Source organism: Phycisphaerales bacterium (assembly GCA_035627955.1).
GTDB lineage: Bacteria > Planctomycetota > Phycisphaerae > Phycisphaerales > UBA1924 > JAEYTB01.
On the sequence record DASPKU010000004.1, the window covers coordinates 89,863 to 112,071 of the forward strand.

Annotated in this window: 19 protein-coding genes; 11 read left to right on the forward strand and 8 right to left on the reverse strand. The window is 69.4% G+C overall.

Translation table 11 applies throughout. From position 1 onward, the window contains the following. Positions 1-18: 18 nt before the first annotated feature. Together VD997_04130 and VD997_04135 are read right to left on the reverse strand one after the other, a co-directional pair. Positions 19-1,194, reverse strand: a complete 1,176-nt coding sequence (locus tag VD997_04130) for an aminotransferase class I/II-fold pyridoxal phosphate-dependent enzyme (protein ID HYE61162.1) — start codon at positions 1,192-1,194, stop codon at positions 19-21. Positions 1,195-1,279: 85 nt separating this feature from the next. Further along, a complete protein-coding gene (locus VD997_04135; GenBank protein HYE61163.1) occupies positions 1,280-1,621 on the reverse strand; it encodes a DUF6614 family protein in 342 nt (113 codons plus the stop codon). A gap of 202 nt (positions 1,622-1,823) precedes the next feature. Here VD997_04135 and VD997_04140 point away from each other — a divergent pair, with 202 nt between their 5' ends. The 3 genes from VD997_04140 to VD997_04150 are packed head-to-tail and all read left to right on the forward strand — an operon-like array spanning position 1,824 to position 4,453. Then, positions 1,824-2,477 (forward strand): phosphoribosylglycinamide formyltransferase, encoded by a 654-nt coding sequence (locus tag VD997_04140; GenBank protein HYE61164.1) that lies wholly within the window; start codon positions 1,824-1,826, stop codon positions 2,475-2,477. Positions 2,478-2,501: 24 nt separating this feature from the next. Beyond that, on the forward strand, positions 2,502-4,070 hold the full coding sequence (locus VD997_04145; protein HYE61165.1) for a PDZ domain-containing protein: 1,569 nt from the start codon (positions 2,502-2,504) through the stop codon (positions 4,068-4,070). Between the two features lie 5 nt (positions 4,071-4,075). Continuing rightward, positions 4,076-4,453, forward strand: a complete 378-nt coding sequence (locus tag VD997_04150) for a hypothetical protein (protein HYE61166.1) — start codon at positions 4,076-4,078, stop codon at positions 4,451-4,453. A 146-nt stretch (positions 4,454-4,599) separates the two neighbouring features. Here the strand turns inward: VD997_04150 and VD997_04155 are convergent, their stop codons facing one another. Continuing rightward, the gene (locus tag VD997_04155) at positions 4,600-5,226 is read right to left on the reverse strand and encodes a Fe(2+)-trafficking protein (protein HYE61167.1); all 627 of its coding nucleotides are present in this window, start codon (positions 5,224-5,226) and stop codon (positions 4,600-4,602) included. A 43-nt stretch (positions 5,227-5,269) separates the two neighbouring features. Between VD997_04155 and VD997_04160 the strand changes: the two genes are divergently transcribed. The 5 genes from VD997_04160 to VD997_04180 all read left to right on the forward strand — a co-directional run bounded on the left by VD997_04160 (position 5,270) and on the right by VD997_04180 (position 9,593). After that, on the forward strand, positions 5,270-5,467 hold the full coding sequence (locus VD997_04160; protein HYE61168.1) for a hypothetical protein: 198 nt from the start codon (positions 5,270-5,272) through the stop codon (positions 5,465-5,467). Between the two features lie 11 nt (positions 5,468-5,478). Beyond that, the gene (locus tag VD997_04165; protein HYE61169.1) at positions 5,479-6,138 is read left to right on the forward strand and encodes a hypothetical protein; all 660 of its coding nucleotides are present in this window, start codon (positions 5,479-5,481) and stop codon (positions 6,136-6,138) included. A gap of 17 nt (positions 6,139-6,155) precedes the next feature. Next, on the forward strand, positions 6,156-6,914 hold the full coding sequence (locus tag VD997_04170; GenBank protein ID HYE61170.1) for a hypothetical protein: 759 nt from the start codon (positions 6,156-6,158) through the stop codon (positions 6,912-6,914). Between the two features lie 9 nt (positions 6,915-6,923). Next, entirely contained in the window at positions 6,924-8,501 is a 1,578-nt protein-coding gene (locus VD997_04175; GenBank protein HYE61171.1) for an aldehyde dehydrogenase family protein, read from the forward strand. 402 nt (positions 8,502-8,903) lie between these two features. Then, the gene (locus VD997_04180) at positions 8,904-9,593 is read left to right on the forward strand and encodes a hypothetical protein (protein HYE61172.1); all 690 of its coding nucleotides are present in this window, start codon (positions 8,904-8,906) and stop codon (positions 9,591-9,593) included. A gap of 218 nt (positions 9,594-9,811) precedes the next feature. Here the strand turns inward: VD997_04180 and VD997_04185 are convergent, their stop codons facing one another. Next, the gene (locus tag VD997_04185; protein ID HYE61173.1) at positions 9,812-10,564 is read right to left on the reverse strand and encodes an FkbM family methyltransferase; all 753 of its coding nucleotides are present in this window, start codon (positions 10,562-10,564) and stop codon (positions 9,812-9,814) included. Positions 10,565-10,746: 182 nt separating this feature from the next. Here VD997_04185 and VD997_04190 point away from each other — a divergent pair, with 182 nt between their 5' ends. Together VD997_04190 and VD997_04195 are read left to right on the forward strand one after the other, a co-directional pair. Continuing rightward, positions 10,747-11,397: a sigma-70 family RNA polymerase sigma factor gene (locus VD997_04190; GenBank protein ID HYE61174.1), complete on the forward strand. Its 651-nt coding sequence runs from the start codon at positions 10,747-10,749 to the stop codon at positions 11,395-11,397. Positions 11,398-11,586: 189 nt separating this feature from the next. Further along, complete coding sequence (locus tag VD997_04195) at positions 11,587-14,541, forward strand: tetratricopeptide repeat protein (GenBank protein ID HYE61175.1); 2,955 nt, start codon at positions 11,587-11,589, stop codon at positions 14,539-14,541. A gap of 6 nt (positions 14,542-14,547) precedes the next feature. On the opposite strand, the gene VD997_04200 is transcribed toward VD997_04195, so the two are convergent. From VD997_04200 to VD997_04210, 3 genes are all read right to left on the reverse strand, one after another. Continuing rightward, a complete protein-coding gene (locus VD997_04200; protein HYE61176.1) occupies positions 14,548-15,099 on the reverse strand; it encodes an HD domain-containing protein in 552 nt (183 codons plus the stop codon). Between the two features lie 91 nt (positions 15,100-15,190). Beyond that, a complete protein-coding gene (locus VD997_04205) occupies positions 15,191-17,944 on the reverse strand; it encodes a beta-galactosidase (protein ID HYE61177.1) in 2,754 nt (917 codons plus the stop codon). Positions 17,945-18,211: 267 nt separating this feature from the next. Further along, a complete protein-coding gene (locus VD997_04210) occupies positions 18,212-18,865 on the reverse strand; it encodes a GNAT family protein (GenBank protein HYE61178.1) in 654 nt (217 codons plus the stop codon). 154 nt (positions 18,866-19,019) lie between these two features. On the opposite strand from VD997_04210, the gene VD997_04215 reads away from it, so the two are divergent. Next, entirely contained in the window at positions 19,020-21,062 is a 2,043-nt protein-coding gene (locus VD997_04215) for a TIM-barrel domain-containing protein (protein ID HYE61179.1), read from the forward strand. Between the two features lie 112 nt (positions 21,063-21,174). Here VD997_04215 and VD997_04220 read toward each other — a convergent pair whose 3' ends face one another. After that, a complete protein-coding gene (locus VD997_04220; protein ID HYE61180.1) occupies positions 21,175-22,146 on the reverse strand; it encodes a ribokinase in 972 nt (323 codons plus the stop codon). Positions 22,147-22,209 lie beyond the last annotated feature (63 nt).

A 22,209-nucleotide genomic window follows, 5' to 3' on the forward strand; every position in this document is an offset into this window, starting at 1 on the left:
TTTGAACGCAGAGGTTGGTCAGGCTCTCAGTTTGTCAAGACGCCGGATTGCTTCGGCAATGGTGTCGGGTTTCTTACAGAAAGCGAAGCGGACGAGGGGCTTGCCGAGGTCGGTGTTGTGGTAGAAGACGCTGGGCGGGATGGCGGCGACGCCGACGTGCTCAATGAGGTGCTTGCAGAAGGCGCGGTCGTCGGCGAGGCCGAGGCGCTGCGAGACGGGCGTATGGTCGGCCATGAGGAAGTACGTCGCGTCGCTGGGGTAGACGGTGAGTCCGGCGCGGGTGAGGGCGGCGGAGAGCTGGTCGCGCATCTGGATGTAGAGCGTGCGGGTCTTCTCGATGGTGTCGCCGGGGTTGGAGATTGCGGCCGCGGCGCCGTGCTGGAGGGGGGTGGCGGTGCTGAAGGTGTTGAACTGGTGGCAGGCGCGGACGCAGGCGGTGAGGGGCTCTTGGGCGATGGCCCAGCCGACCTTCCAGCCGGTGAGGGAGAAGGTCTTGCCGATGCTGCTGAGGGTGATGGTGCGCTCGCGCATGCCGGGGAGAGTGGAGAGCGGGATGTGCGGGAGGGCGGGGTTGTAGGTGAGGTGCTCGTAGACCTCGTCGGTGATGGCGACCGCGTTGTGCTTGCGGCAGAGCTCGGCGATGAGCTCGAGCTCGGCGCGAGTGAACACCTTGCCGGTGGGGTTGTGGGGCGAGTTGACGATGATGGCGCGGGTGCGGGTGGTGAAGGCGCGGCGGAGTTCCTTCTCGTCGAAGTGGAAGCCGCTTGCATCTGGCCGGAGCGGGACGAAGCGGGGGTTAGCGCCGGCCATGGATGCACCGGCGGTGTAGAAGTCGAAGAAGGGTTCGAAGATGACGAGCTCGTCACCGGGGTTGAGCAGGCCCATGAGGGCGCAGATGATGGCTTCGGAGCAGCCGCTGGTGACGGTGACGCAGGCGTGCGGGTCGTAGTCGCCGTGGCCGCGCTGGGACCAGGAGCGGGCGATGGCCTCGTTGAGGGCGGGGACGCCCTGCATGCGGGCGTACTGGTTGTAGCCGTTGTCAATCGCGGCCTTGGCCGCGGCCTTCGCGAGCTCGGGCCCGTCGAAGTCGGGGAAGCCCTGCGAGAGGTTGACGGCGTTGTGGGCGAGGGCGAGGCGGGTCATCTCCGCGAAGATGGAGGAGCCAAAGGGGGCGAAGCGGGTGGCGGGGGTCATGGGAGGTCGAAAGTCGTAAGTGGGAAGTCGGAAGTCGGAGCAAAGCGGAAAGCGGAAGGCGGAAAGCGGAGATGCGTCGGAGCGCCTAGGGCGTGCCGACGCGCTCGGGGTCGGGGAAGTCGCGGTAGAGGCCGGACTTGAAGTCGGTGACCATGGAGTAGACGGCGCGGTGGAGGTGCTCGGTGTGGCCCTCGCGCGGGGCGACCATGGAGAAGGCGGCGTCGAGCTGCGTCAGGTCCCTGGTCCAGACGGTGATGTTGAACTCGCCGAGGTTGTCGGGGCCGAAGCCGAACTTGCGGCGTGTGATGCGGAAGCCCTCGAGCTTGCCGGCGTCCTTGAGGTGGCCGAGGTAGGCGGTGACGTTGGCGCAGAACTCGAGGTCCTTGTGGGACTCGCGGAGGTTGCACCACATCTGGTAGTACTGCATTCCCTGAGCGTAGCGGAAAGGCGGGGTTTGAACCACAGAGCACACAGAGGGCACAGAGGAAGGCTTTTGGATCGGAATGAAGAGAAAGAGGAGGGGGCGGAGTGGGAGCGGAGGTTGCGGAGAGGACCTTGAATGTGTTGCCGCTCACTCCGCACAATCCGCGAGCTCTGCGTTCTCTTCGAGGGGGCGATACGCTGTGGGCGTGAGTGGTGAGCAGCGTCAACCTGGGTCCCCCACGGCTGCCGATGGGCGGGTGCCGCGGCTGTGCGTGATGATGTCGGGCGGGGGGCGGACGCTGCTGAACCTGCTGGCGCACATCCGGGCGGGGGAGCTGCGGGCGGAGATACCGCTGGTGATTTCGAGCCGCGAGGGGGCGGGGGTGGAGCGGGCCCGCGCCCAGGGGCTGAAGGTCGAGGTGGTGCCGGGGGTGATCGCCGCGGCGCGACTGGAGGAACTGCTGCGGGCCCACGGCGTCGATTGTGTGGTGCTCGCGGGGTACCTGCTGCTGGTGGACATCCCCGAGAGCTACCGCGGCCGGGTGGTGAACATCCACCCGGCGCTGCTGCCCAAGTTTGGGGGGAAGGGGATGTACGGGCGGCGGGTGCACGAGGCGGTGATCGCCGCGGGGGAGAAGGAGTCGGGGTGCAGCGTGCACTTTGCCGACAGCGAGTATGACCGGGGGGCGGTGATCCTGCAGCGGCGGTGCACCGTCTACCCGGGGGACACGCCGGACACGCTGGCGGCACGGGTGTTCGAGCTGGAGCAGGAGGCGTACCCGGCGGCGTTGAAGATGCTGCTTGAGGGCGGCGGGATAGATGCCACCGGAGGGGGCGGTCCGGCGGATAGAACGGGGTGAACGCTTGGGGTGTGAGGGCGCGCGATGAGCAGAAGGTGGTTGATCACTCTGGCGGTGGTGTGCGGCGTGAGCGCGGGGGCGCTGGCGCAGAACGATGTGCCGGTGCTGGATGCGCCGCCGTCGCCCAAAGCGAAGAAGCCGGGGGTCAGGACCGACCCGAAGGCGGTCGAGCCGGAAGAGAAGAGCGAGAAGCAGGAGGCCGCGGAACAGGCGTCCAGGCTGTCGCGCGAGTCGATCGCGGCGTTCCGCAAGGGTGAGTACGAGCAGGCGCAGGCGCTGCTGCTGGAGCAGCTGAAGCTGCAGCCGAAGAACTTCGTCGTGTTCTACAACCTGGCGTGCTGCCGGTGCCTGCTGGGAGACGCGGACGGGGGGCTCACGTACCTCACGAAGGCGATCGAGAACGGGTTCTGTGACCGGCGGCAGCTGGAGAGCGACCCGTCATTCGTCCCGCTGCGCGGGCTGGATGCGTACAAGCGGATCATCGAGAACTGGGGGGCGGTGCTGGAGGCCCGTCGCGATGCGAACCTCAAGGGCGCGGCCGAGCAGTTCAAGAAGGGGTACACGGAGTTCATGGAGCCTTCGCTGCGGCTGGCGTTCCGCTGCGGGTTCGATGAGCGGGCGGGGGAGTCGGCGCGGAAGGAGCTGGCGCTGATCGCCCGGTGGGGCCACGAGGAGCTGCTGGAGGGAATCCTCGACGAGAAGCTGATGGAGAACGACCCCTGGGTGGTGGTGATCCTGCCGCACCGGGCGGACTACATGCGGTGGCTGGTGTCGATGTACGGGCCGGAGGCGGCCACCGGCAACAGCATGATCGGCGGGAGCTATGAGCACGACAGCAAGCGGCTGATCTCGATGGACCTGGGCAGCACGCTGCGGCACGAGTTCTTCCACGTGCTGCACTGGCGCGACATGACGCGCCGCGGACAGATGCACCCGATCTGGATCATGGAGGGGCTGTGCTCGCTGGTGGAGGACTATGACCTGGACGCCAGCGGGAAGCTGAAGCCCGCGGCCTCTTGGCGGACGAACACGGTCAAGCGGCTGGAGAAGACCGCGAAGGTGACGCCCATCGAGAAGCTCGCGGCCATGAAGCCGCTGCAGTTCAGCGGCGACCGGCCGCTGGCGCACTACGCGGAGGCGCGGACGTTCTTCATGTACCTGTACGAGCGGAAGAAGCTCAAGGCCTGGTACAAGGAGTACACCTCGACGTACAAGGAGGACCCCACGGGGGCGAAGGCCATCGAGACCGTGATGGGCAAGGACTTCAAGTGGATCAACGCGGACTTCCGGAAGTGGGTGCGCGAGCTGGAGATGGTCCCCGAGCAGATCACGCGGGGGATGGCGAGCCTGGGGATGGAGCTGGAGAGCGGCAAGGCCGAGGGGCCGGTGGTGGTCGCGGTTGATCGGCGGCGGGGGGCGCCGGCGCTCAAGGTGGGCGATGTGGTGACCTCGATCGACCACAAGACGGTGCGCGACCTGGCGGAGCTGGTGCGTGTGCTGTCGACGTACCACGCGGGGACGACGGTGACGGTGGGGTACCGGCGCGGGAAGGTGTATGGGGAAGAGGTGGTGGAGCTGGTGGCGAAGGAGTGAGGGGATTGCTGCGCCGGCTGCTGGACTTCAGGGGGCGGCGGTACGCGGCGGAGCGGGCGGCGCTTGAGGCCGGGGCGGGACCGCGAGAGGTTGCGGCATTCCTGCTGCGGTGGCGGTTGAACTGGGAGGATGGGAGCCGGGCTTCGCTGCGGCGGGATGTGGAGCATCTCATGCTGCTGGCGGAGAGGGCGTGCGCGCTTGGGCATGAGGGTGCCGGGCGTGAGCTGTTGGAGCTGTGCCGTGAGTATCTGGAAGTGCTCAATGATGACGGGGCGTTCCGGGCGGATGGGCGGATGATGAAGGTCGAGGCGGCCCGTCGCGCTGCAGAGTTGATCCGCGCGGTCGAGTTGGGTGCACGCAAGCTGGCCGAGGGGATGGGCTGACCGACAGCGGGCTCCTCCGCCCCCTTCGGGGCGGTTGCGCTGTGCGCCTGCGACCACGGGTTGCGGTTGCTGCGCAACCTTCACCCGTGGCAACATTCAGCGGCCCCGATGGGGCCGAAGGCAGGAAGCCGCTGCGGGCGACGCGTTCAGCCGCCGCTCTGGAGCTTCTGGTACAGCTCGTCATCAATGCCGAGGTATTCGCGCATGTGCTTGTCGTAGAGGGCGGAGTCTTCGTCCTTGGAGAGGTCCAGGCGCAGCTCGTTGATGACCTTGGTGCCCTGGGCGATCCAGGCGTCGAAGGTTTCCTTGGTGATGTGCTCGAAAATCCAGTTGCCCACGGGACCTTTGAAGGGTGGGCGCGCCATCCTGGTTCCGGGGCGGCCGGTGACGGGGTCGATCATCTGGCCGGTGCCCGCGGCGACCTCCGGGCCCTTGGTGGCCACTTCGGGGACGGGGGCGTTGAGCTTGCGGAGGAGGTCGCCCATGGCCTTCTGCGGCATGCGGTCGCCGCGGGAGGCGGCGGACTTGAAGCCGGTGGTAAGGACCTCGACGGCGCGGGCGTGGTCGCCGGCGTTGATGAGGGCGTCGCCGGCGAGCTGGTAGGCCTTGCTCATGGCGGGGTTCTTGTCGATGCAGCGGAGGTAGGAGGTCGCGGCGTCGTTCCAGCGCTGGGCCTGGGCGTAGGCGTTGCCCAGGGAGTAGTGGGCCATGTCGTTGTCGGGGTCGGCCTGGACCATGTTCTCGAACTGGGCGATGCGCTGGTTGATGTCCATGGTTCACTGTAGGATGCGCTGGGTTGAACCACGGGGAGGCTGCATGGCCAAGTGCATCAACGGGAAGTACGTGAAGGGGCTGGCGCCGGGACCGGCCAACCACCAGTTCTGCACGGTGCACAAGCACATTGTGAACATCACGACCAAGGAGGTCGTGGTTGAGGCGTCGGCGCCCGCGGCCAAGCAGGCCGCGGCGAAGTACGCGGCGTCGAGCGCGAAGGCGGGCCCGGCCGGTCGGTAGCGGGGGTGGTTATGGCGGGCGCACGCGGACGCTGGTTGCGGCGCGGGGTTGCGGGCCTGCTGCTCGGCGCGGCGACCACGGTGCTGGTTTCGTGGAGCCTCGCGGCGTGGGGGAAGCTCGAGAAGAGCGAGTTCCGCCGGCCGCCCGAGAGGGCCGTCACGGCGGCGCGGGTGCGCGTGCCCGAGGCTTGGACGGTGCGGACGTGGCTGGAGTCTTGGGGCTTCGGCGTTGACCACCAGCTCATCAGCGAGTGCGTGTGGATGGGTTCGACGCTGGGCATGATGAGCGGCATGGGGCCGCAGCGGACGATGCTCCGGGCGGGCATGGGGTGGCCACTCCTGGCGATGGAGTATTCGGATGTGGACGACACCAACCGCGCGGCGGTCGGGACGGGCGTGAAGAGCTGGTGGGAGCTGGGCGTGCCGCTGCCGGCAAAGTACGTAGGGACCGGAAAGTTCTGGAGGAGCGATCGGCGGCTGCCGCTGCGGCCCCTGTGGCCGGGGTTTGCGGTGGACACGCTGGTGTACGCGTGCCTGTGGGCGGGCGTGCTCGGCGTGGGCGGGGCGTGGGTGCGTCGGCGGCGGGTGAAGCGGGGGGTGTGCGCCGAGTGCTGCTACCCCGTGGTTGGCGGGGTGTGCCCGGAGTGCGGGCGCGGGGGCCGTGCACCGTGAGCAGTGCTCTCTCAACCATGACGCGGCGGGCGCGGCGGCTCGTCCTCGCGGTGCGGATGGCGTGCGTGGTCGCGCTGGCGGTGCTCATCACGTTCGCGGTGTCGGTGCTGTGCTCGCTGCGCGATCCGGCGACGTTCAGCTGGACCAGCGAGATGGTGAACGGTCAGCCGGTGCTGCGGGGCTGGCTGTGGGCGTCGCCGCAGACGCAGGAGCTCCGCAGGCCGACCTCGTACACCTACGTCGATGAACTCGGGTACTCCATCGATGTTGTCACGCATTACACACCGCTCGCGCCGCTGCTGCCGGCGAACGTGCCGGGCGGGGTGCGCGGGTACTCGCAGACGCGGTACCGCGCGGGGTTCCCGGCGCGAGCGTTCGAGGCGCGGAACGATGTGCAGGGACCGCTGCCCGGCGCGACCGTGAAGTTGGGGCGGTTCACCTACCGCGGGATGTGGCAGGGGCTGACCTATCAGCTGCCGGGGTCGATCATCGTCGCCAACGTACCGGTGCGCCCGTGGTGGCCGGGGTTCCTGTTCAACGTGTTCTTCTACGGGGCGGTGATCATGGCGGTCACGGCCCCGTTCATCGGTGCGAGGGCACGCCGGCGGGGTCGGCTGGGGCAGTGCACGGCGTGCGGGTACCGCCTCGAGGGGCTCGCGCGATGCCCTGAATGCGGGGCCGAGGCATTGCCCGGGACGGATGGCGGGCTCCAGCCCACGGCGGCCACCGGTGCCAGTGCGGGTTCTCCGGGCCACAACTCCCCCACTGTCACCTAAACTCCGGGCATGACCACTCCCAGCACGGGCGAGAACGGGCACGCGAACGGGCAGCATCACGGGGGCAACGGCGTGGGCGTGAGCACGCCGGGCGTCGAGCGGATCGCGCGCGTGGCCGAGCGGGGGACGACGGCCGGCAGCGGCTGGAACCTGGAGTACGCGCCCGCGCCCGAGACGGTGAAGGCGCCGATCAAGGCGCGGTACGAGCACTTCATCGGGGGGAAGTGGGTCGCACCGAAGGCGAAGGGCGGGTACTTCGAGACGATCAACCCCGCGACTGAAGCGGTGCTGAGCGAGGTGGCGCAGGGCAGTGAGGCGGATGTGGAGGCCGCGGTCGCGGCGGCGGAGAAGGCCCAGGAGAAGTGGGCGGCGCTGCCTGGGAGTGAGCGGGCGAAGTACATCTTCCGCATCGCCCGCCGGATCCAGGAGCGGGCACGCGAGCTGGCGGTGCTGGAGACGCTCGACAGCGGCAAGCCGATCAAGGAGTCGCGGGATGTGGATGTGCCGCTGGTGGCGGCGCACTTCTTCTACTACGCGGGGTGGGCGGACAAGCTGGAGTATGCGTTCCCGGGTCGCGACCCGCGGCCGATCGGCGTGTGCGGGCAGGTGATCCCGTGGAACTTCCCGCTGCTGATGGCAGCGTGGAAGCTCGCCCCCGCGCTGGCGTGCGGCAACACGTGCGTGCTGAAGCCCGCGGAGACGACGCCGCTCACGGCCCTGCGGCTCGCGGAGATCATCGAGGAGTGCGACCTGCCGCCGGGGGTGGTCAACATCGTCACCGGCGACGGCAAGACCGGCGCGGCGATCGTGTCGCACCCGCGTGTTAAGAAGATCGCGTTCACCGGCAGCACCGAGGTGGGCAAACGAATCGCCGCGGCGGCGGCGGCGAGCGGGAAGAAGCTCACGCTGGAACTGGGCGGCAAATCGCCGCACATCATCTTTGAGGATGCCAGCCTGGACCAGGCGGTCGAGGGCATCATCTCGGGGATCTACTTCAACCAGGGCGAGGTGTGCTGCGCGGGCTCACGGCTGCTGGTGCAGGAGTCGATCCTGCCGACGGTGATCGAGAAGCTGGAGCACCGGCTGGCGTCGCTGCGGGTGGGCGACCCGATGGACAAGAACACGGATGTGGGCGCGGTGAACAGCAAGGAGCAGCTGACGCGGATCGAGCGGTACCTGTCACTCGCAGAAGAAGAAGGCGCGAAGCGGCACGGCTGCGGCGACGAGCCGAAAGCGCCGATCGCGGGCAAGGGCTACTGGTGCCGCCCCTGCTTCTTCAGCAATGTGCAGCCCAGCCACACCATCTCGCGCGAGGAGGTCTTCGGGCCGGTGCTCGCGGTGATGAGCTTCCGCACGCCGGAGGAGGCCCTCACCCGCGCCAACAACACGCCCTACGGCCTCGCGGCCGGGGTGTGGACCGACAAGGGCTCCAAGATCTTCGACATCGCCCGCAAGCTCAAGGCGGGCGTGGTGTGGTGCAACACGTACAACAAGTTCGACCCGGCCTCGCCCTTCGGCGGGTACAAGGAATCCGGCTTCGGACGCGAGGGCGGCGTGCACGGGCTGCGGACCTACGTGGAGGTTTGAAGGCGCTACCGCGGAGTTGGCGGAGTGAGCGGAGTTGCGCGGAGTAGGAACAGGAGTGGGTGCGGGCCAGGATCGGCGCAGATCGGTGACAGCTACCGGACTCGCTTGCCTCACTCCCTCTTCCTCCGCGGAACTCTGCTTACTCCGCAAACTCCGCGGTAGGGCCTCAGCTTCCCCATCTTCACACATCACTGCACCCGAGCCACGAGCGCACGCCTAACACGCCGCTCCGCCAGCGGTTTACGGCGCGGGCGTGTCAGATGGCGTTGCGAAACCGCCTACTGCTGGTAGGTTGAGAGTGCCGGGCCCGTTCTGGGCGTCCGGGAGAGAGACGACAAGACGAGGGAGATTCGTATGTCCCCGTCGTTGTCACGTTGCGTTTGTGCGTCCATTGCTGCTTCCGTGTTCGTGGCCGCCGCCCCTGCCCGGGGCGCGTTCGTCGGGCACGTGTACATGAACGACAACTACCGCGGGCCCACCACCATGGGCGGCGAGTTCCGCGTTGAGACGGTCAACTTCCACTTCACGCCCGCGGCCACGGGGACCATGTTCAAGTGGGGCCTCGCGCCCGCCCCTGGGCTGTTCGAGAGTTTCTGCCTCGAGAAGTTCGAGGACCAGGTGTACCACACGCTGCTGAGCGCCGACCTGAGCACCAGCACCACCGCCGGCAGCGCGGCGTACGCGGGCGTGGGGGGCGGGGCCCTGGGCGGCGCGGCCGACGCGCTTGACCCGCGCACGGCGTACCTCTACTCGCACTTCATCCACCAGACCCTGCTCACGCCCTACGACTACGCGGTGGAGGCTAACCGCCACCTGGACGCCGACGAGCTGCAGAAGGCGATCTGGTTCATCGAGGAGGAGGACGCCACCGCGCTGACAGGCAAGGCGCTGCTGTTCTTCAACGAGGCGCAGGCCGCGGTGTCCAGCGGGGCGTGGACGGGCCTGGGGGACGTGCGCGTGCTGAACCTCTACACCTTCGAGAACGGGGCGCGGGTGGACTGGCAGGACCAGCTCGTCGTGATCCCCGCGCCCGCGGGCGCGGCGGTCATTGGTGCAGGGTTGCTGAGCCTGACGCGCCGACGGCGGCGCTGACCGAATGACGGGAGAGACATCGTCAGGGGTGAGGGCCGTGCCCGTGAAGGGCGCGGCCCTTCTTGTTTCTCCTGTGCGGATCGGGAGGCATGTAACCGCAGAGCACGCAGAGAACGCTGAGAGAGGCGGGGAATGGATGCCATCGATCTGGGTCCGCCAAATCCCGGCCTGCCTTCTGCATTCCTCTGCGATCTCTGTGAGCTCTGCGGTTCAATGCTTCAGGACGCCGCGGGAGCTTGCGGGGCGTGGTCGTCGCCCAGGCCCAGGTTGTGCAGGCCGAGCTTGCCGCGGCCCCAGTGCAGGGCGTTGCGGACATTGCGGATGAGCTGCGTGGCGTACCAGCGGCGGAGGGCGCCGACCCCCTTGAGGCCCCGCCGGGCGAAGAGCCAGTTGGTGTTGTCGATGCCGAAGCGGAAGCCGTCGAAGCCCAGGCTCTTGAGGCGGCGGCAGACCTGAACGATCTCGTCCGCGGTGTTGAGGCCGCAGAAGTCGTGGAACTCCAGGGTGATCTGGTCGATCGAGCGCAGCAGCTCGTCGGGGGCGTTCATGATGAGCCCGACCTCGGCCCCCTCGATGTCAACCTTGAGCAGGTCCAGCCGCTGCCCGGTGGGCGAGAGCGCGAGCCCGAACCGCGCGAGGATATCGGGCAGGGTCAGCCCCTCGACGGTGACCACCCGCCCATTGGCGACCCCGGGCCGCAGGTCGCACACGCTGGAGGCGAGGATGTCGTCCGAGAGCCTGAACTCGATGGGGCCGCGCCGGCCCACGGCCGCGGCGTGGATGACCTCGACGCCCTCGATGGCCCGCACCTTGGGCACCAGGTCGGGGTTGGCCTCCACCGCGCAGACGCGGCAGCCGTAGCGGGCGCGGACCTGGCGGGAAAAGTCGCCGGTGTTGGCCCCCAGGTCAACGACGAGCGAGCCCGGGCCGATCGGGGCGGGCAGGAACGTGTGGCCCCGGAGGGTGATCATCTGCAGGAGGGTTGGAGCCTTCATTGCGTACGCACCTCCGAGGGGGTCGGGGATTATGGCAGATGGGAGCGGCGGTCGTATGAAAATCTTGCGGTCGCAAGACGCGGTTTTACTGACGCCGAGGTCGCAGCACCGGGCGCGAACCATACGTCACCGCAGCCGTTTCCGGTATACTCGGAGGCGTGACGGACGATCCGCTCATCGCGACGCGGACGACGACGCGGCTGCTGGATGCGCTGCGGGGCGTGGGGGATCAGTCCAACGAGTTGGCGTGGGCGCATATCGACCAGCGGTTCCGGCCGGTGATCGTGGGGCTGGCGCGGCGATTAGGCCTGCGCGAGAGCGAGGCGGACGAGGTCGGGCAGCAGACGCTCAGCGAGTTCGTGAAGGCCTATAGGGAAGGCCGGTACGACCGGACCAAGGGGCGGCTGTCGTCGTGGATCCTCGGCATTGCGCACCACACGACGCTGAAGGTGATGCGGGGATCGCGGCGCGCGGGGGGCGCGGGGGTCGGGGGGTCGACGTGGCTGGACGAGGTGCCCAGCGGTGAGGAGACGCACCCCCCCCACGAGCAGTTGCGGTCGATCTGGACCGACGAGCGCGACCGGTGCATCCTGGAGCGGGCGCTGGGGGTGCTGCGCGATGAGTCGGCTGTGGATGACCGCACGCTGCTCGCGTTTGAGCTGGTGGGGCTGCGCGGCGTGCCGGCGGCGCAGGTGGCCGAGCAGTGCGGGATGAGCGTGGACCAGGTGTACGTGGCCAAAAACCGGGTGACCAAACGGCTGCGGGGGCTGGTGGCGGAGCTGACGGAGGCGTTTGAGGCGGATGCGTAGGGCATTGAACCGCAGAGCACGCAGAGAACGCAGAGGAAGGCAAAGAAGCAGAGAAGACAGGAATACCAAACACGGAGGCACGGAGAGCACGGAGATTGGTCTGGAAAAAAGTCTGTTCCTGTTTCTCTCTGCGTTCTCTGCGTGCTCTGCGGTTAATTCTTCTGTTCGTTGCAAGACGGTGTGGGGAACGTGCAAGTCGTGATGGAGGAGCACACGGACGTGTCGGTGCAGCCGGACATCACGCCTTCCCCCCCAATCCCCGGCGCGTGCGCGAGCTATGAGCTGATCGAGCGGCACGCGGCGGGGGAGGCCTTGCCCGAGGGCGTGCTGGCACACATCGCGGGGTGTGGTGTGTGCCGGGCGCGGCTGGAGGAGGCGCGGGAGGACGCGGCGTTTTTGACGCGGGCGCGGTCGCTGGCGGGGCCGTCGCTGGCGCCCGAGGGAACGCCGCGGGTGCCGGGGTATGGGCACCTGCGGGTGCTGAGCCAGGGGGCGCAGGGGGTGGTGTACCGGGCGGTGCAGGAGAGCACGTCGCGGGAGGTGGCGATCAAGGTGCTGGCCCGCGCCGGCGGGTCCGGCCGGCAGCAGGCGCGGGCGGAGCGGGAGGCGGAGATCGCGGCCCGGCTGCGGCACCCGTCGATCGTCACGGTGTACGAGTCGCGGACCCTGAGCGACGGGCGCAAGGCCGTGGTGATGGAGTTTGTGGATGGCGTCGCGATCGATGAGTGGGAAGCGCCCGGGGCAACGGAGGAGCAGCAGCGGCGGTCGGTGCTGCGGGTGTTCATCGAGGTGTGCAGCGCCATCCACCACGCCCACCTCAACGGCGTGATCCACCGCGACCTCAAGCCCGACAACATCCTGGTGACCCAGGGCGATGAGCGCCGCAGCGGCCTGGCGGGCGTGGCCCGTCCGGTGGTGCTGGACTTCGGGATCGCCAAGGCGGGGGGCATCCAGGCGACGATCACCGGCGAGTTCGCGGGCACACCGGCGTACGCCTCGCCCGAGCAGGTCGCGGGCAAGCCCGAGGACGTGGACGCCCTGACGGACGTCTACTCGCTGGGGGTCATCCTGTACCGGCTGCTGTGCGGGGCGATGCCCTACGAGGTGGGCGGGTCGATCTTCGACATCGCGCGGACGATCACGGAGGTGGAGCCCGCGCCGGCGCGGACGCACGTGCCGGGGCTGCCCGGCGACCTTGAGGCGATCGTGCGGCGGGCCCTGCGGAAGGACAAGGCACTGCGGTACCAGTCCGCCGCGGCGCTGGCGCAGGACATCGAGCGGTACCTGGCGGGCGAGCCGGTGGAGGCGCGGGGCTCGTCGGGGTGGTACCTGCTGCGCAAGGCGCTGCTGGTGAACCGGCGGAAGCTGGTGTGGGCGGGGGCGGTGGTCGTGCTGCTGCTGGGGGCGGGCGCGACGGTGGCGGTGAGCCTGGCCACCGCGGCCAAAAGCGCCGAGGAGGCGGCGGCGCAGCAGGCGGCGGCGCGGGGCGAGGCGACGCGGGCCCGGGCGGTGACGGAGCTGCTGCGGGCGGCGCTGCCGAACTCTGACCCCAACCGCCCGGACCTGGACACGGCCATCGGCTCGGGGTTCAGCCGCCTGTACCTGCGGCTGGAAACGGGGGCGTTCAAGGACGACCCGGCGCTGGACCAGACGCTGCGACGGCTGTGGGGCGGGGTGTACACGGGGTTCGGGCAGGGCAAGGCCGCGGCGATGATCGAGTACGCGGAGGTGTCGCTGCGCAACGGCCTGGTGCGGCTGAAGCAGGAGCACGGGCCGGAGCACCCGCAGGTGGCGGCGACGATGCACGAGCTGGCGGGGGTGCTGCTGGCCCGCCGGCGCTACCCGGAGGCGGAGGCGCTGTGCCGCGAGGCCCTGGCGGTGCGCGAGAAGACGGTGGGCGTCGCGACCACGTTCAGCGCCGACTCGCGGGCGCTGCTGGCGCGGGTGCTGCACGCGAGCGGGAAGCCGGCGGAAGCGGAGCGGGAGGCGGACGCGGCGGTCACGGTGTACTCGGGACAGCCCGAGCACGAGGGTGACCTGCCGATCGCTTTGATGCAGGCGCTCAAGGCACGGATGCGGCTGGAGGCGGGGGACCTGCCGGCGTGCGAGCCGCTGCTGCGCGAGGCGCTGACGCGCCGCCTGAAACACCTGCCGCCGGAAGACGCGGAGCTGAACGCGTCACTGTCGGACGCAGCGGAGTTCATCGAGCGGTGCCCGGAGTGCCCGCTGGCGGCGGTGCTGCGGGCGGCATGGGGCGAGGGCGATACGGCGTCGGCGATCCGGCGCGACCTGCCGCGCCTGCGGGCGCAGGGGGCGGTGCGGCCGTACGAGACGTCGATCGTGCCAAAGACGGCGGCGCTCAACAGCCTGCTGCGGCTGCAGGAGGAGCTGCTGGGGCAGGACGATGTGGCGATCGTGGGGACGCTCATCGCGATCGTGCGGGCGGCGGAGGGGGACCTGGAGCCGCGGATCAAGGCGGACGCGGCCCTGCGGGCGGCGGGGATCCTGGAGAAGCGGTTCGGGCCCGACGACTTCTCGGTTTTGATCTGCATCGAGGAGGCGGCTTCGGTGATGGGGTTCACGGGGCGGGCGGCGGAGGCGGTGGACCTGGAGAAGCGGGCGCTGGCGATCTGGGCCAAGGTGCCCGAGCACGCGCGGGACGGGCTGCTGGTGGCGAACGAGCGTCGATACCTGGCGTGGTTCCTGGCGGTCGCGGGGCGGCACGAAGAAGCGATCAGCGAGTTTCAGCGTGTGATCGCGGAGCTGAGCGCGGCGGTGGGCGAGAAGCACCACACGATCGCGCTGAGCCGCGGCATGATGGGGTACTGCCGCGCGGAGCTGGGGCAGCTGGAGGAGGCTGAGCGGATCACGCGCGAGGCGATGGAGGAGCTGAAGGGGCTGCCGGCGACGCCGCGGGACGCGCGGTCGCACATGGCGTTCCTGCGCGGGCACGTGCTGACGAAGCTGGGCCGGTGGGCGGAGGCGCGGGCGCTGCTCGAGGGGGTGTGGGAGCCGGACTACCGCAGCAACCACCCGGAGTTCTCGTGGCGGGTGCAGTTCCTGGAGGACATGGTGAAGTGCTGCGAGGGGCTGGGAGACCGGGAGGGGGCGGGGTGGTGGCGGGCGGAGAGAGCGAGGAAGTGAACGAGATCAGGCGATCAGCGACTTGACCGCGGCCGTGGCGCAGTCGCTGAACTCGTTGCCGCGGTCGGCCTGCGCGAGCGTGAGGGCGCGCCGGCACTTGTCCTTGCTGTCGGCGAGTTTCTTCTTCTGCACGTCCTTGGGCTGGTTCACGACGTCGCAGTAGTTGTCGTACGTGTCGGCCAGCTTGATGAGGCGGGCCCGCCAGTCGGCGCGGGCGAGGCGGGCGTCGTACTCATCCTCGCGCTCGTCCTCGGGCAGGGCCATGTTCTTGGTGAGCGCGGCCACGGTATCAGCAACCTCGCGCCCGAAACGCTCCTCGAGATCGTCGTAGTCGGTGGTCGTGTCCTCGATGGTGTCGTGGAGGAGCGCGGCCGCGAGCACCGTCTCGTCGCTGCAGCCGAAGACCTGAGAGACGGTCATGGCAACGCGGAAGACATGCGAGACGTAGGGCGTCTTGTCGTCCTTGCGAATCTGGTGGCGGTGGGCGCGGGCGGCGAATGCGGCGGCCTCCTGCCAGAGGGGGCGGGGTTGCTGCTTCGGTGAGCTTCGCTTGGCCATGTGGCAGGCTAGGCGGTGCGTGGTATGCGGTCTATGGCGAAACATGGCCGCGAAGCGCGGCCATATCCCTCCCTGACGGTCGGGGTTCCTATCAGTGCGTGAGCTTGATCTTGCTGGGGTTGCCGCCGTGCTCGTCGAAGAGGACGAGCTCGTTGCCCTCGGGCTTGAGCCACGCGCTGGGGATGTAGTAGCGGTCCTGGCCGGGGATGGGCCTGCCGTCGGCGGTGGCGACGAAGTAGCGGCCCAGGTGCCGGCCGTTGATGTAGAGCTGACCCTTGGTCATGCCATGGGGCTCGATGAAGAGGGGCTGCTCGGGGCGGTCGATCGTGAAGGGCGCCTTCCACCACGTGGGGGCGTGGGTGTTTTTGGGCGTCTTCGCGGGCGTGTACATCGTGGGGCCGGGCTGCTCCCACTTGGCGAAGGACATCTCGGCATCAGCGGTGAGGGAGCCCTCGATGTCGTAGAAGTGCACCTCGCCCGCGAGGTCCTCCATCTCGGTCTCGACATCGGCGTGGGGCACGAGGGCGAGCTGGATGGTGTTGTTCCCGCGGGAGAGCTGGTCCTCGGGGATGACGACGTGCGTGGGGCCCGTGCGGTCGATGTACGCGATGGGCTTGTCGTTGAGCACCAGCAGCGCCGACTGCGGCGGCATGGGCAGGTGCACGAGCACCGCGGACTTCTTGCGGTGCGCCAGCGTCCACGTGAGGCGGTCGGGGCTGGTGGCGTCGCCCTCGCTCAGCTCCCACAAGGGCGCGCGGAAGGCGAGCACGTTGATGGGCGCGCCCCCCGCGAGCTTGGCCTTGCCGGCCTTGAGGGCGGTCACCTCGACGATGTCGCCGAAGAGGCCCTTGCCCTCGCCGAGGTTCGCGCCGCCGGCGAAGCGCCCGAGGTTCTCGGCGAGGATGACCAGCTGCTGCGGGCCCTTCTTCATGCCCACCACGGCCTCGTGGCCGGCGCCGGGGCCGACACCCGCGATCGACGTCAGCTTGCCGTCGCAGAAGACGTGCAGGCGGTCGCCCGCGCTGGGGAACATGAGGTGGGCACGCCGGGCGCCGTCACCCTTGTAGTTGATGCGGTACCACCCGTAGCCGGTGGGGCTGCCGAGCTTGGTAAGGTCGGCGGGGCCGGCGATGGTGGCGTAGCGCGGGCTGGTGCCGTCGATGTAGTCATCAACGGACGCGGTGGACCATTGGCCGATCCCGAGCTTCTCGTGCGCGGGCTTGGCCTTGGCGTGGTGGCCGGCGGGGACGGGCTTGCTCTTGCCGTCCATGCCGAAGCGCAATGCCTTAGCGCCCGCGAGCGGCACAGGATGGCCGTCGGCGGCGATGGTCTCGAGACCGACGTACACCGCGTCATCGGCGAAGAAGACGTGGTCGGCCGCGGCCTCGTTCACCAGGACGATGGTGAGGCCCTCGTGCTCGACAACCGCGGGCGCGGCGTCGGAGGGCACGGTTGCTTCCATGGGCGAGCCGTTCACCGAGAGCTGCGCGGTCGCGCCGGCGGGCCCGTAGCACACGAGCGTCTGGCCGATGGAGCCCAGGGCGCAGAGGTTGGAATAGTCGAGCCGCCCGCGGGCGGAGATGTTGACGTTGAAGAAGCACCAGACGACGGACTGGTTGCCGAAAGGAACGTAAAGATTCGAGCCGTCGGGCAGGAGCAGCGGGACATTGCGCTTGTCGATCCCATAGGGATCGCCGAATACAAAGGCAACGCCGCCCTGCGGCCCGAACGCGTGCAGCACGGCCGGGGGCTCGGGCTGCTCGGCGTGCTTGCCCTTCTTCCCGTTGCCGTTGGGCAGCGCATCCAGGGGCTGCACGGCGATGGGCTGATACGAGAGGTCAAGGTTCGAGAAGACACGCCCAAAGCGCGAGGCCGCGTGGGCCAGGCGCCGCACGGCGTTGTACGCGGGCGTGTGGCGGCCAGCGGCGTCGATCAGGGCGCCGTGGTCGGTGCTGGTGGTGCTGAAGGCGTTAGGGCCTTCGGTGAGGCGGCCGGCGCTGAAACCAAAGTTGGTACCGCCGCAGAAGGTCGAGATGTTGAACTGGCCGCCGCCGGCGAGGACCTCGGCGAGGCGCCGCTGCACCGTCCAGCCGTCGAGCGGGGCGTCGTGCTCACGCCCCCAAGCCCACGGGCGGGAGAGGGGCAGGTCGATGACCACGCGCGGCTGCGTCGGCCGCACCGACGCGAGCTGGCGCATGGTGGCCAGCAGGTTGGTATTGCCCGACCAGCCGTCGATCTGGCCCTCGACGCCCTGCCAGAGGTTGTTGGAGTTGATCAGCGGGACGTTGAGGCCGGCCTCGCGGATGTAGCGGGTGAGCTCGCCGAGGTAGGAGTTGGCGAGGGTCTCGTGCCCGCAGGTCCACTCGCTCTCGCACTGGAGCAGCAGCACGGGGCCGCCGGTGCCGGGGGCGGTCACCTGCCAGCCGCGGATCTGATCGGCGACGGCGGTGATGAAGCGGGAGCAGGCCTCGAGGAAGGGGCCGCCGGTGGTGCGGAGGGCGGGCGTGTTCTTCTCGCGCAGCCACGCGGGCAGCCCGCCGAAGTCGAAGGCGGAGTCGACGAAGGGGCCGATGCTGAGGATGCAGTACATCCCCGCCTTGCCCACGAGGTCGACGAAGTGGCGGAGGTCGTTGTCGCCGGTGAAGTCGAACTTGCCCGGGCGGGGCTCGTGGCGGCTCCACAGGACGGGTGTTTCGATGGTGTTGAGGCCTGCGAGCTTGGCCTGATGGATGCGGTCGGCCCAGGTGTCGCGCGGGAGGCGGGCGTAGGGGATGCGCCCCGACACGAGCCAGACCCGCCGGCCGTCGATCATGAAGCTGCGCCCGTCGTGGGTGACAGAGGGCATCCGGGGCAGAACCTTGCTCTAGAAAACAGTTGCCGCGTGGCTACGCCCTCGCCGACCCCTGTTTATGGCCTGTGCCAAAGGGGTCAAGGATAGGAACGACGCACGGGAACCGCAATTCGGGCGGCCTGTTTCGGTTGCAAGGGCCTATAAGAACGCGGTTTCCGGCGTGCCAGCGGGGGTAAGCGGTTGCAAATTCAACGTCCGTTTTGCGGGCGCGACGCCTTGTAGGGAAGAGGTCGGGGGCAGACAATCCCCTGATCAAGGGGTCTAGCAGGCCACCGCCGGCGCGGGCACCGGCTGGTCGAGCACGCTACGGGAATAAACCTCGTGAAGTTCCCAGCGGTCGCCGATCCGGATCGAGACCTTCTCGCTCGCCTGCCGCCGCAGGCCCACGTGGCGCGCCAGGCGGATGCTCGCGGCGTTGCCGGGCATGATCGCGGCCTGCACCTTGTGCAGCCCCAGCCCGGATGGCAGATCTGCCAGGGCGTAGTCGATCATCGCGGCCACCCCCTCGGTGCCAAGGCCCTGGCCGGAGACGTCGGCGCTCACCCACCAGTTCGCATCCGCCTCGAAGGTGAGGCCGCGGGTGATGGCGTTGAGGTTGAAGCAGCCGGCGATGCGGCCGCCGTCGAGCACGCCCACGCGCCGCCAGGCGGTGCCGCGTTCGTCGCCCACGCGGCACATCTCGAGCTGGCGGGCGAAGAGCTGGGCGTCGGACTCGCCCTCTCGATGCAGGCAGGAGAACTTGTGCAGGTGCTGCCGGCTGAGGGAGAGCACGCGGAGGAACTCGCCCTTGTCGCTCTCGCGGAGTGGCCGCAGCACCATGCGGGCGGTGCGAACGAGGCCCGGGGCGTGGACCTCGACCGGGCGGAAGGCCTGGGGGGCGAAGGGGAGGGCGGTCGCGCGCGTGGATCGGGACACCAGCAGACTCCGGAACGGAAGCGCCTCGTGATTGGGAAAGGAGGCATCGCGATATCGGTCTAAGCAGGTTGTGAAGGCGATTTTCTTGCGCTCCTGCGATCCGGAGGGGGACCACCGAGATGAAGACATCTCGGTGGCACGGTAACGTTGAGTGATGCACGCCGGCCTGAATGCGTACCTGACCGGCGATGGCGTCGCCCGGTTCCTTGATGAGCGGCATTCGATGCGCCCGCTGCCCCCTTTCCCGGGGTGGGTTGACCAGCCGGTGCGGCGTGGGCCGCTGCCGCTGGGGTTCCCGATCCGGGTGAAGTTCACGAGGGGGCGGGGGCGGGCCCGCGGGCGGACGGTCATCGAGCTCGTGAACGCGCCGCTGGCGCACTTTTACGGCACGGGCGAGCAGGCGGGGCGGCTGCTGCGCAACGGCACACGCAAGGTGCTGTGGAACCGCGACAGCTACGGGTACTCGGACAAGACCGAGAGCCTGTACCAGTCGCACCCCTTCGTGCTGGGGCTCTCCCGCGGGGTGGGCGGGTCGCGCCGGGTGCGGGCGTTCGGGATCGTCGTCGAGTCGACCTACCGCTGCGTGATCGACCTGCGGCGGGCGGGGCGGGTGCGCTTCGAGGTGGAGGGACCCAGCCCGGCGGTGACAGTGATCCCGCGCGACACGCCCGAGGAGGTCGTGCGCGTTCTGGCGGAGTTGACAGGGAAGATGGAGCTGCCGCCTAAGTGGGCGCTGGGGTACCACCAGTGCCGGTATACCTACACGCCCGACACGCGGGTGCTGGAGGTGGCCGGCACGATGCGGGAGCGGTGGATCCCGTGCGACGCGATGTGGCTCGACATCGACGTGATGGAGGGGTACCGCAGTTTTACTTTCGACCCGCACACGTTCCCCAACGCGGCCGCGATGGTGCGGGAGCTGCACGAGAAGAACTTCCGAGTCGTGTGCATGGTGGACCCGGGGCTGAAGGTGGATGAGGGCTACCCGTTGTACGCGGCGGGGCGCGACGGGCGGCACTTTGTCACCAGCGCGAACGGCGCGGAGTACCACGGCAAGGTATGGCCGGGCGACTGCGCGTTCCCTGACTTCACGAACGCGCGCACTCGCGAGTGGTTCACAGGGCTCTACCCGCACCTGCTGAACGTCGGCGTCGACGGCGTGTGGAACGACATGAACGAGCCGGCGGTGTTCGGGGTGCCGAGCAAGACGATGCCCGAGGACAACCGGCATGACGCCGATGAGGACCTTGGCGGCCCGGGGCCGCACGCGAAGTATCACAACATCTACGGCATGCAGATGGCCCGGGCGTCGCTGGAGGCCCTGCGTCGGCACGCGCCGGACACGCGCCCGTTCCTGCTCACGCGGGCCGGGTTCCTGGGCTCGCAGCGTTACGCGGCCACGTGGACGGGCGACAACGTCGCCAGCGAGGCGCACTACCGCTGGACGGTGCCCATGGCACTCAACCTGGGGCTGAGCGGGCAGCCCTTCTGCGGGCCGGATATCGGCGGCTTCGTGGGCAACACCGAGCCCGGGCTCTTCGCGCGGTGGATCGGCGTGGGGGCGCTCATGCCCTTCTGCCGCGGGCATAAGGACAAGGGCACGCTCGACCACGAGCCCTGGTCCTTCGGCGGCGATGTCGAGCACGCGTGCCGCCTCGCGCTGGAGCGGCGGTACCGGCTGATGCCGTACCTGTACACGGTGTTCTGGCAAGCGAGCCGCACGGGGGTGCCGGTGGTGCGGCCGGTGTTCTTTGTCGATGGAGAGGACCCCGCGCTGAGGGCCGTGGACAACGCCTTCCTGCTGGGGATCGATGTGCTGGTGTGCCTCCCGGGGGGGCGGGCTTTCAGCCCACAGCAGCACCGCGCCTTCGCGGCGTGGAAGCGCCTCCACGTGACTGAAGATCACCCCGCTCTCCCCCACTGCTACCTCGCCCCGGGCGCGGTGTTGCCCGTCGGGCCAGTCGTGCAGCACACGCGGGAGCCGCTGCGCGAGTTGACGCTCTTCGTGAACCTCGAAGACGGCGCCGCGAGCGGGCTGCTGTACGAGGACGACGGCCAGACGCTCGCGTACCAGCGCGGCGAGTTCCGGGTCACGCGCTTCAACGCCATCGAGGCGGACTCGGTGTGGGTGGCGGAGGTGCCCGAGCACGAGGGGTACCGGCCGCCTGAGAGGAGCACGGAGGTGGTGGTGCTGTGAACGACGCCGCGACTGAGCCGGTCGCCGCAGCGACGGCGAAGTCGCGGGTCCTGCTGCGGGCCGCGGGGGTACCCGGGACTTCGCTCGCGGACTCGCTCAGTCCCGGCGTCGGTTAGCCCTTCTTCGCGAGCTCGTCCACCTCGGCGCGGCGCGGCATGCTCGGGAGCGCCCCCGCCTTCGTGGTGGCCAGGCCACCCGCGATGGTGGCGATGCGTACCGCCTCCTCGACCAGCCGGTACTCGTCGTGGCTCTTGCTCTTGATCGCGGCGTGCACCTCGCCCCAGCCCGCGGCCAGGGCGCCGCAGAACGCGTCACCCGCGCCCACCGAGTCCACCGCGTGCACCGGCACCGCGGCCATGCGCCGCGGCCGTCCCTTGTGGGCGAGGATGGCCCCGTGCGCGCCCTGCGTCAGGATCACCGTGGGCGCGCCCAGGTCAGGCAGGCGCAGGGCCAGTCGCGCCGCATCCACGCTCGGGTCCATCGCCAGCATCACCGCGGCCTCTGACTTGTTCACCACCAGCACGTCGACCTGCTTGATGAGCTCGGGCGGCAGCGGGCGCGCCGGCGCGGCGTTGAGGATCACCGCCCGCCCGGCCTCCTTGGCGATCTTGACGCCTGCGGCGATGGCGGTGGTCGGCACCTCCAGCTGGCACAGCAGCACGCCCGCGGCCGCGATCGTGTCCTTCGCAGCCTCTACATCACCGGCGGTCAGCGAGGCATTCGCCCCCGGCGAGACCACGATCGTGTTCTCGCCGCCCTCGGCCACCGTGATCAGGGCCAGGCCCGTGGGGTGCATCTCGGGGTCTCGGGTGAGCACACGGGAGAGATCCACGCCCTCGGGCTCCAAGGCCGCCTTGAGCTTGGCCCCGTGCGGGTCGTCGCCGACGCAGCCGACCAGGGCCACCCAGCCCTGCCCGCCCAGCATCCGGGCGGCCGCGACCGCCTGGTTAGCCCCCTTGCCGCCCGCGAAGGTGCGGTAGGTGTTGCCCAGCAGCGTCTCGCCCGGGTGCGGGATCCGCGGCGCACGGACCACCAGGTCCATGTTCAGCGACCCCACCACGCAGACCGACGCCTGACCCTTCATCCCAACAGCTTACCGGGGGCGGGGGCTTCGTGTGCTGGTGCAAAAAAGGGGCCGGCGCAGACG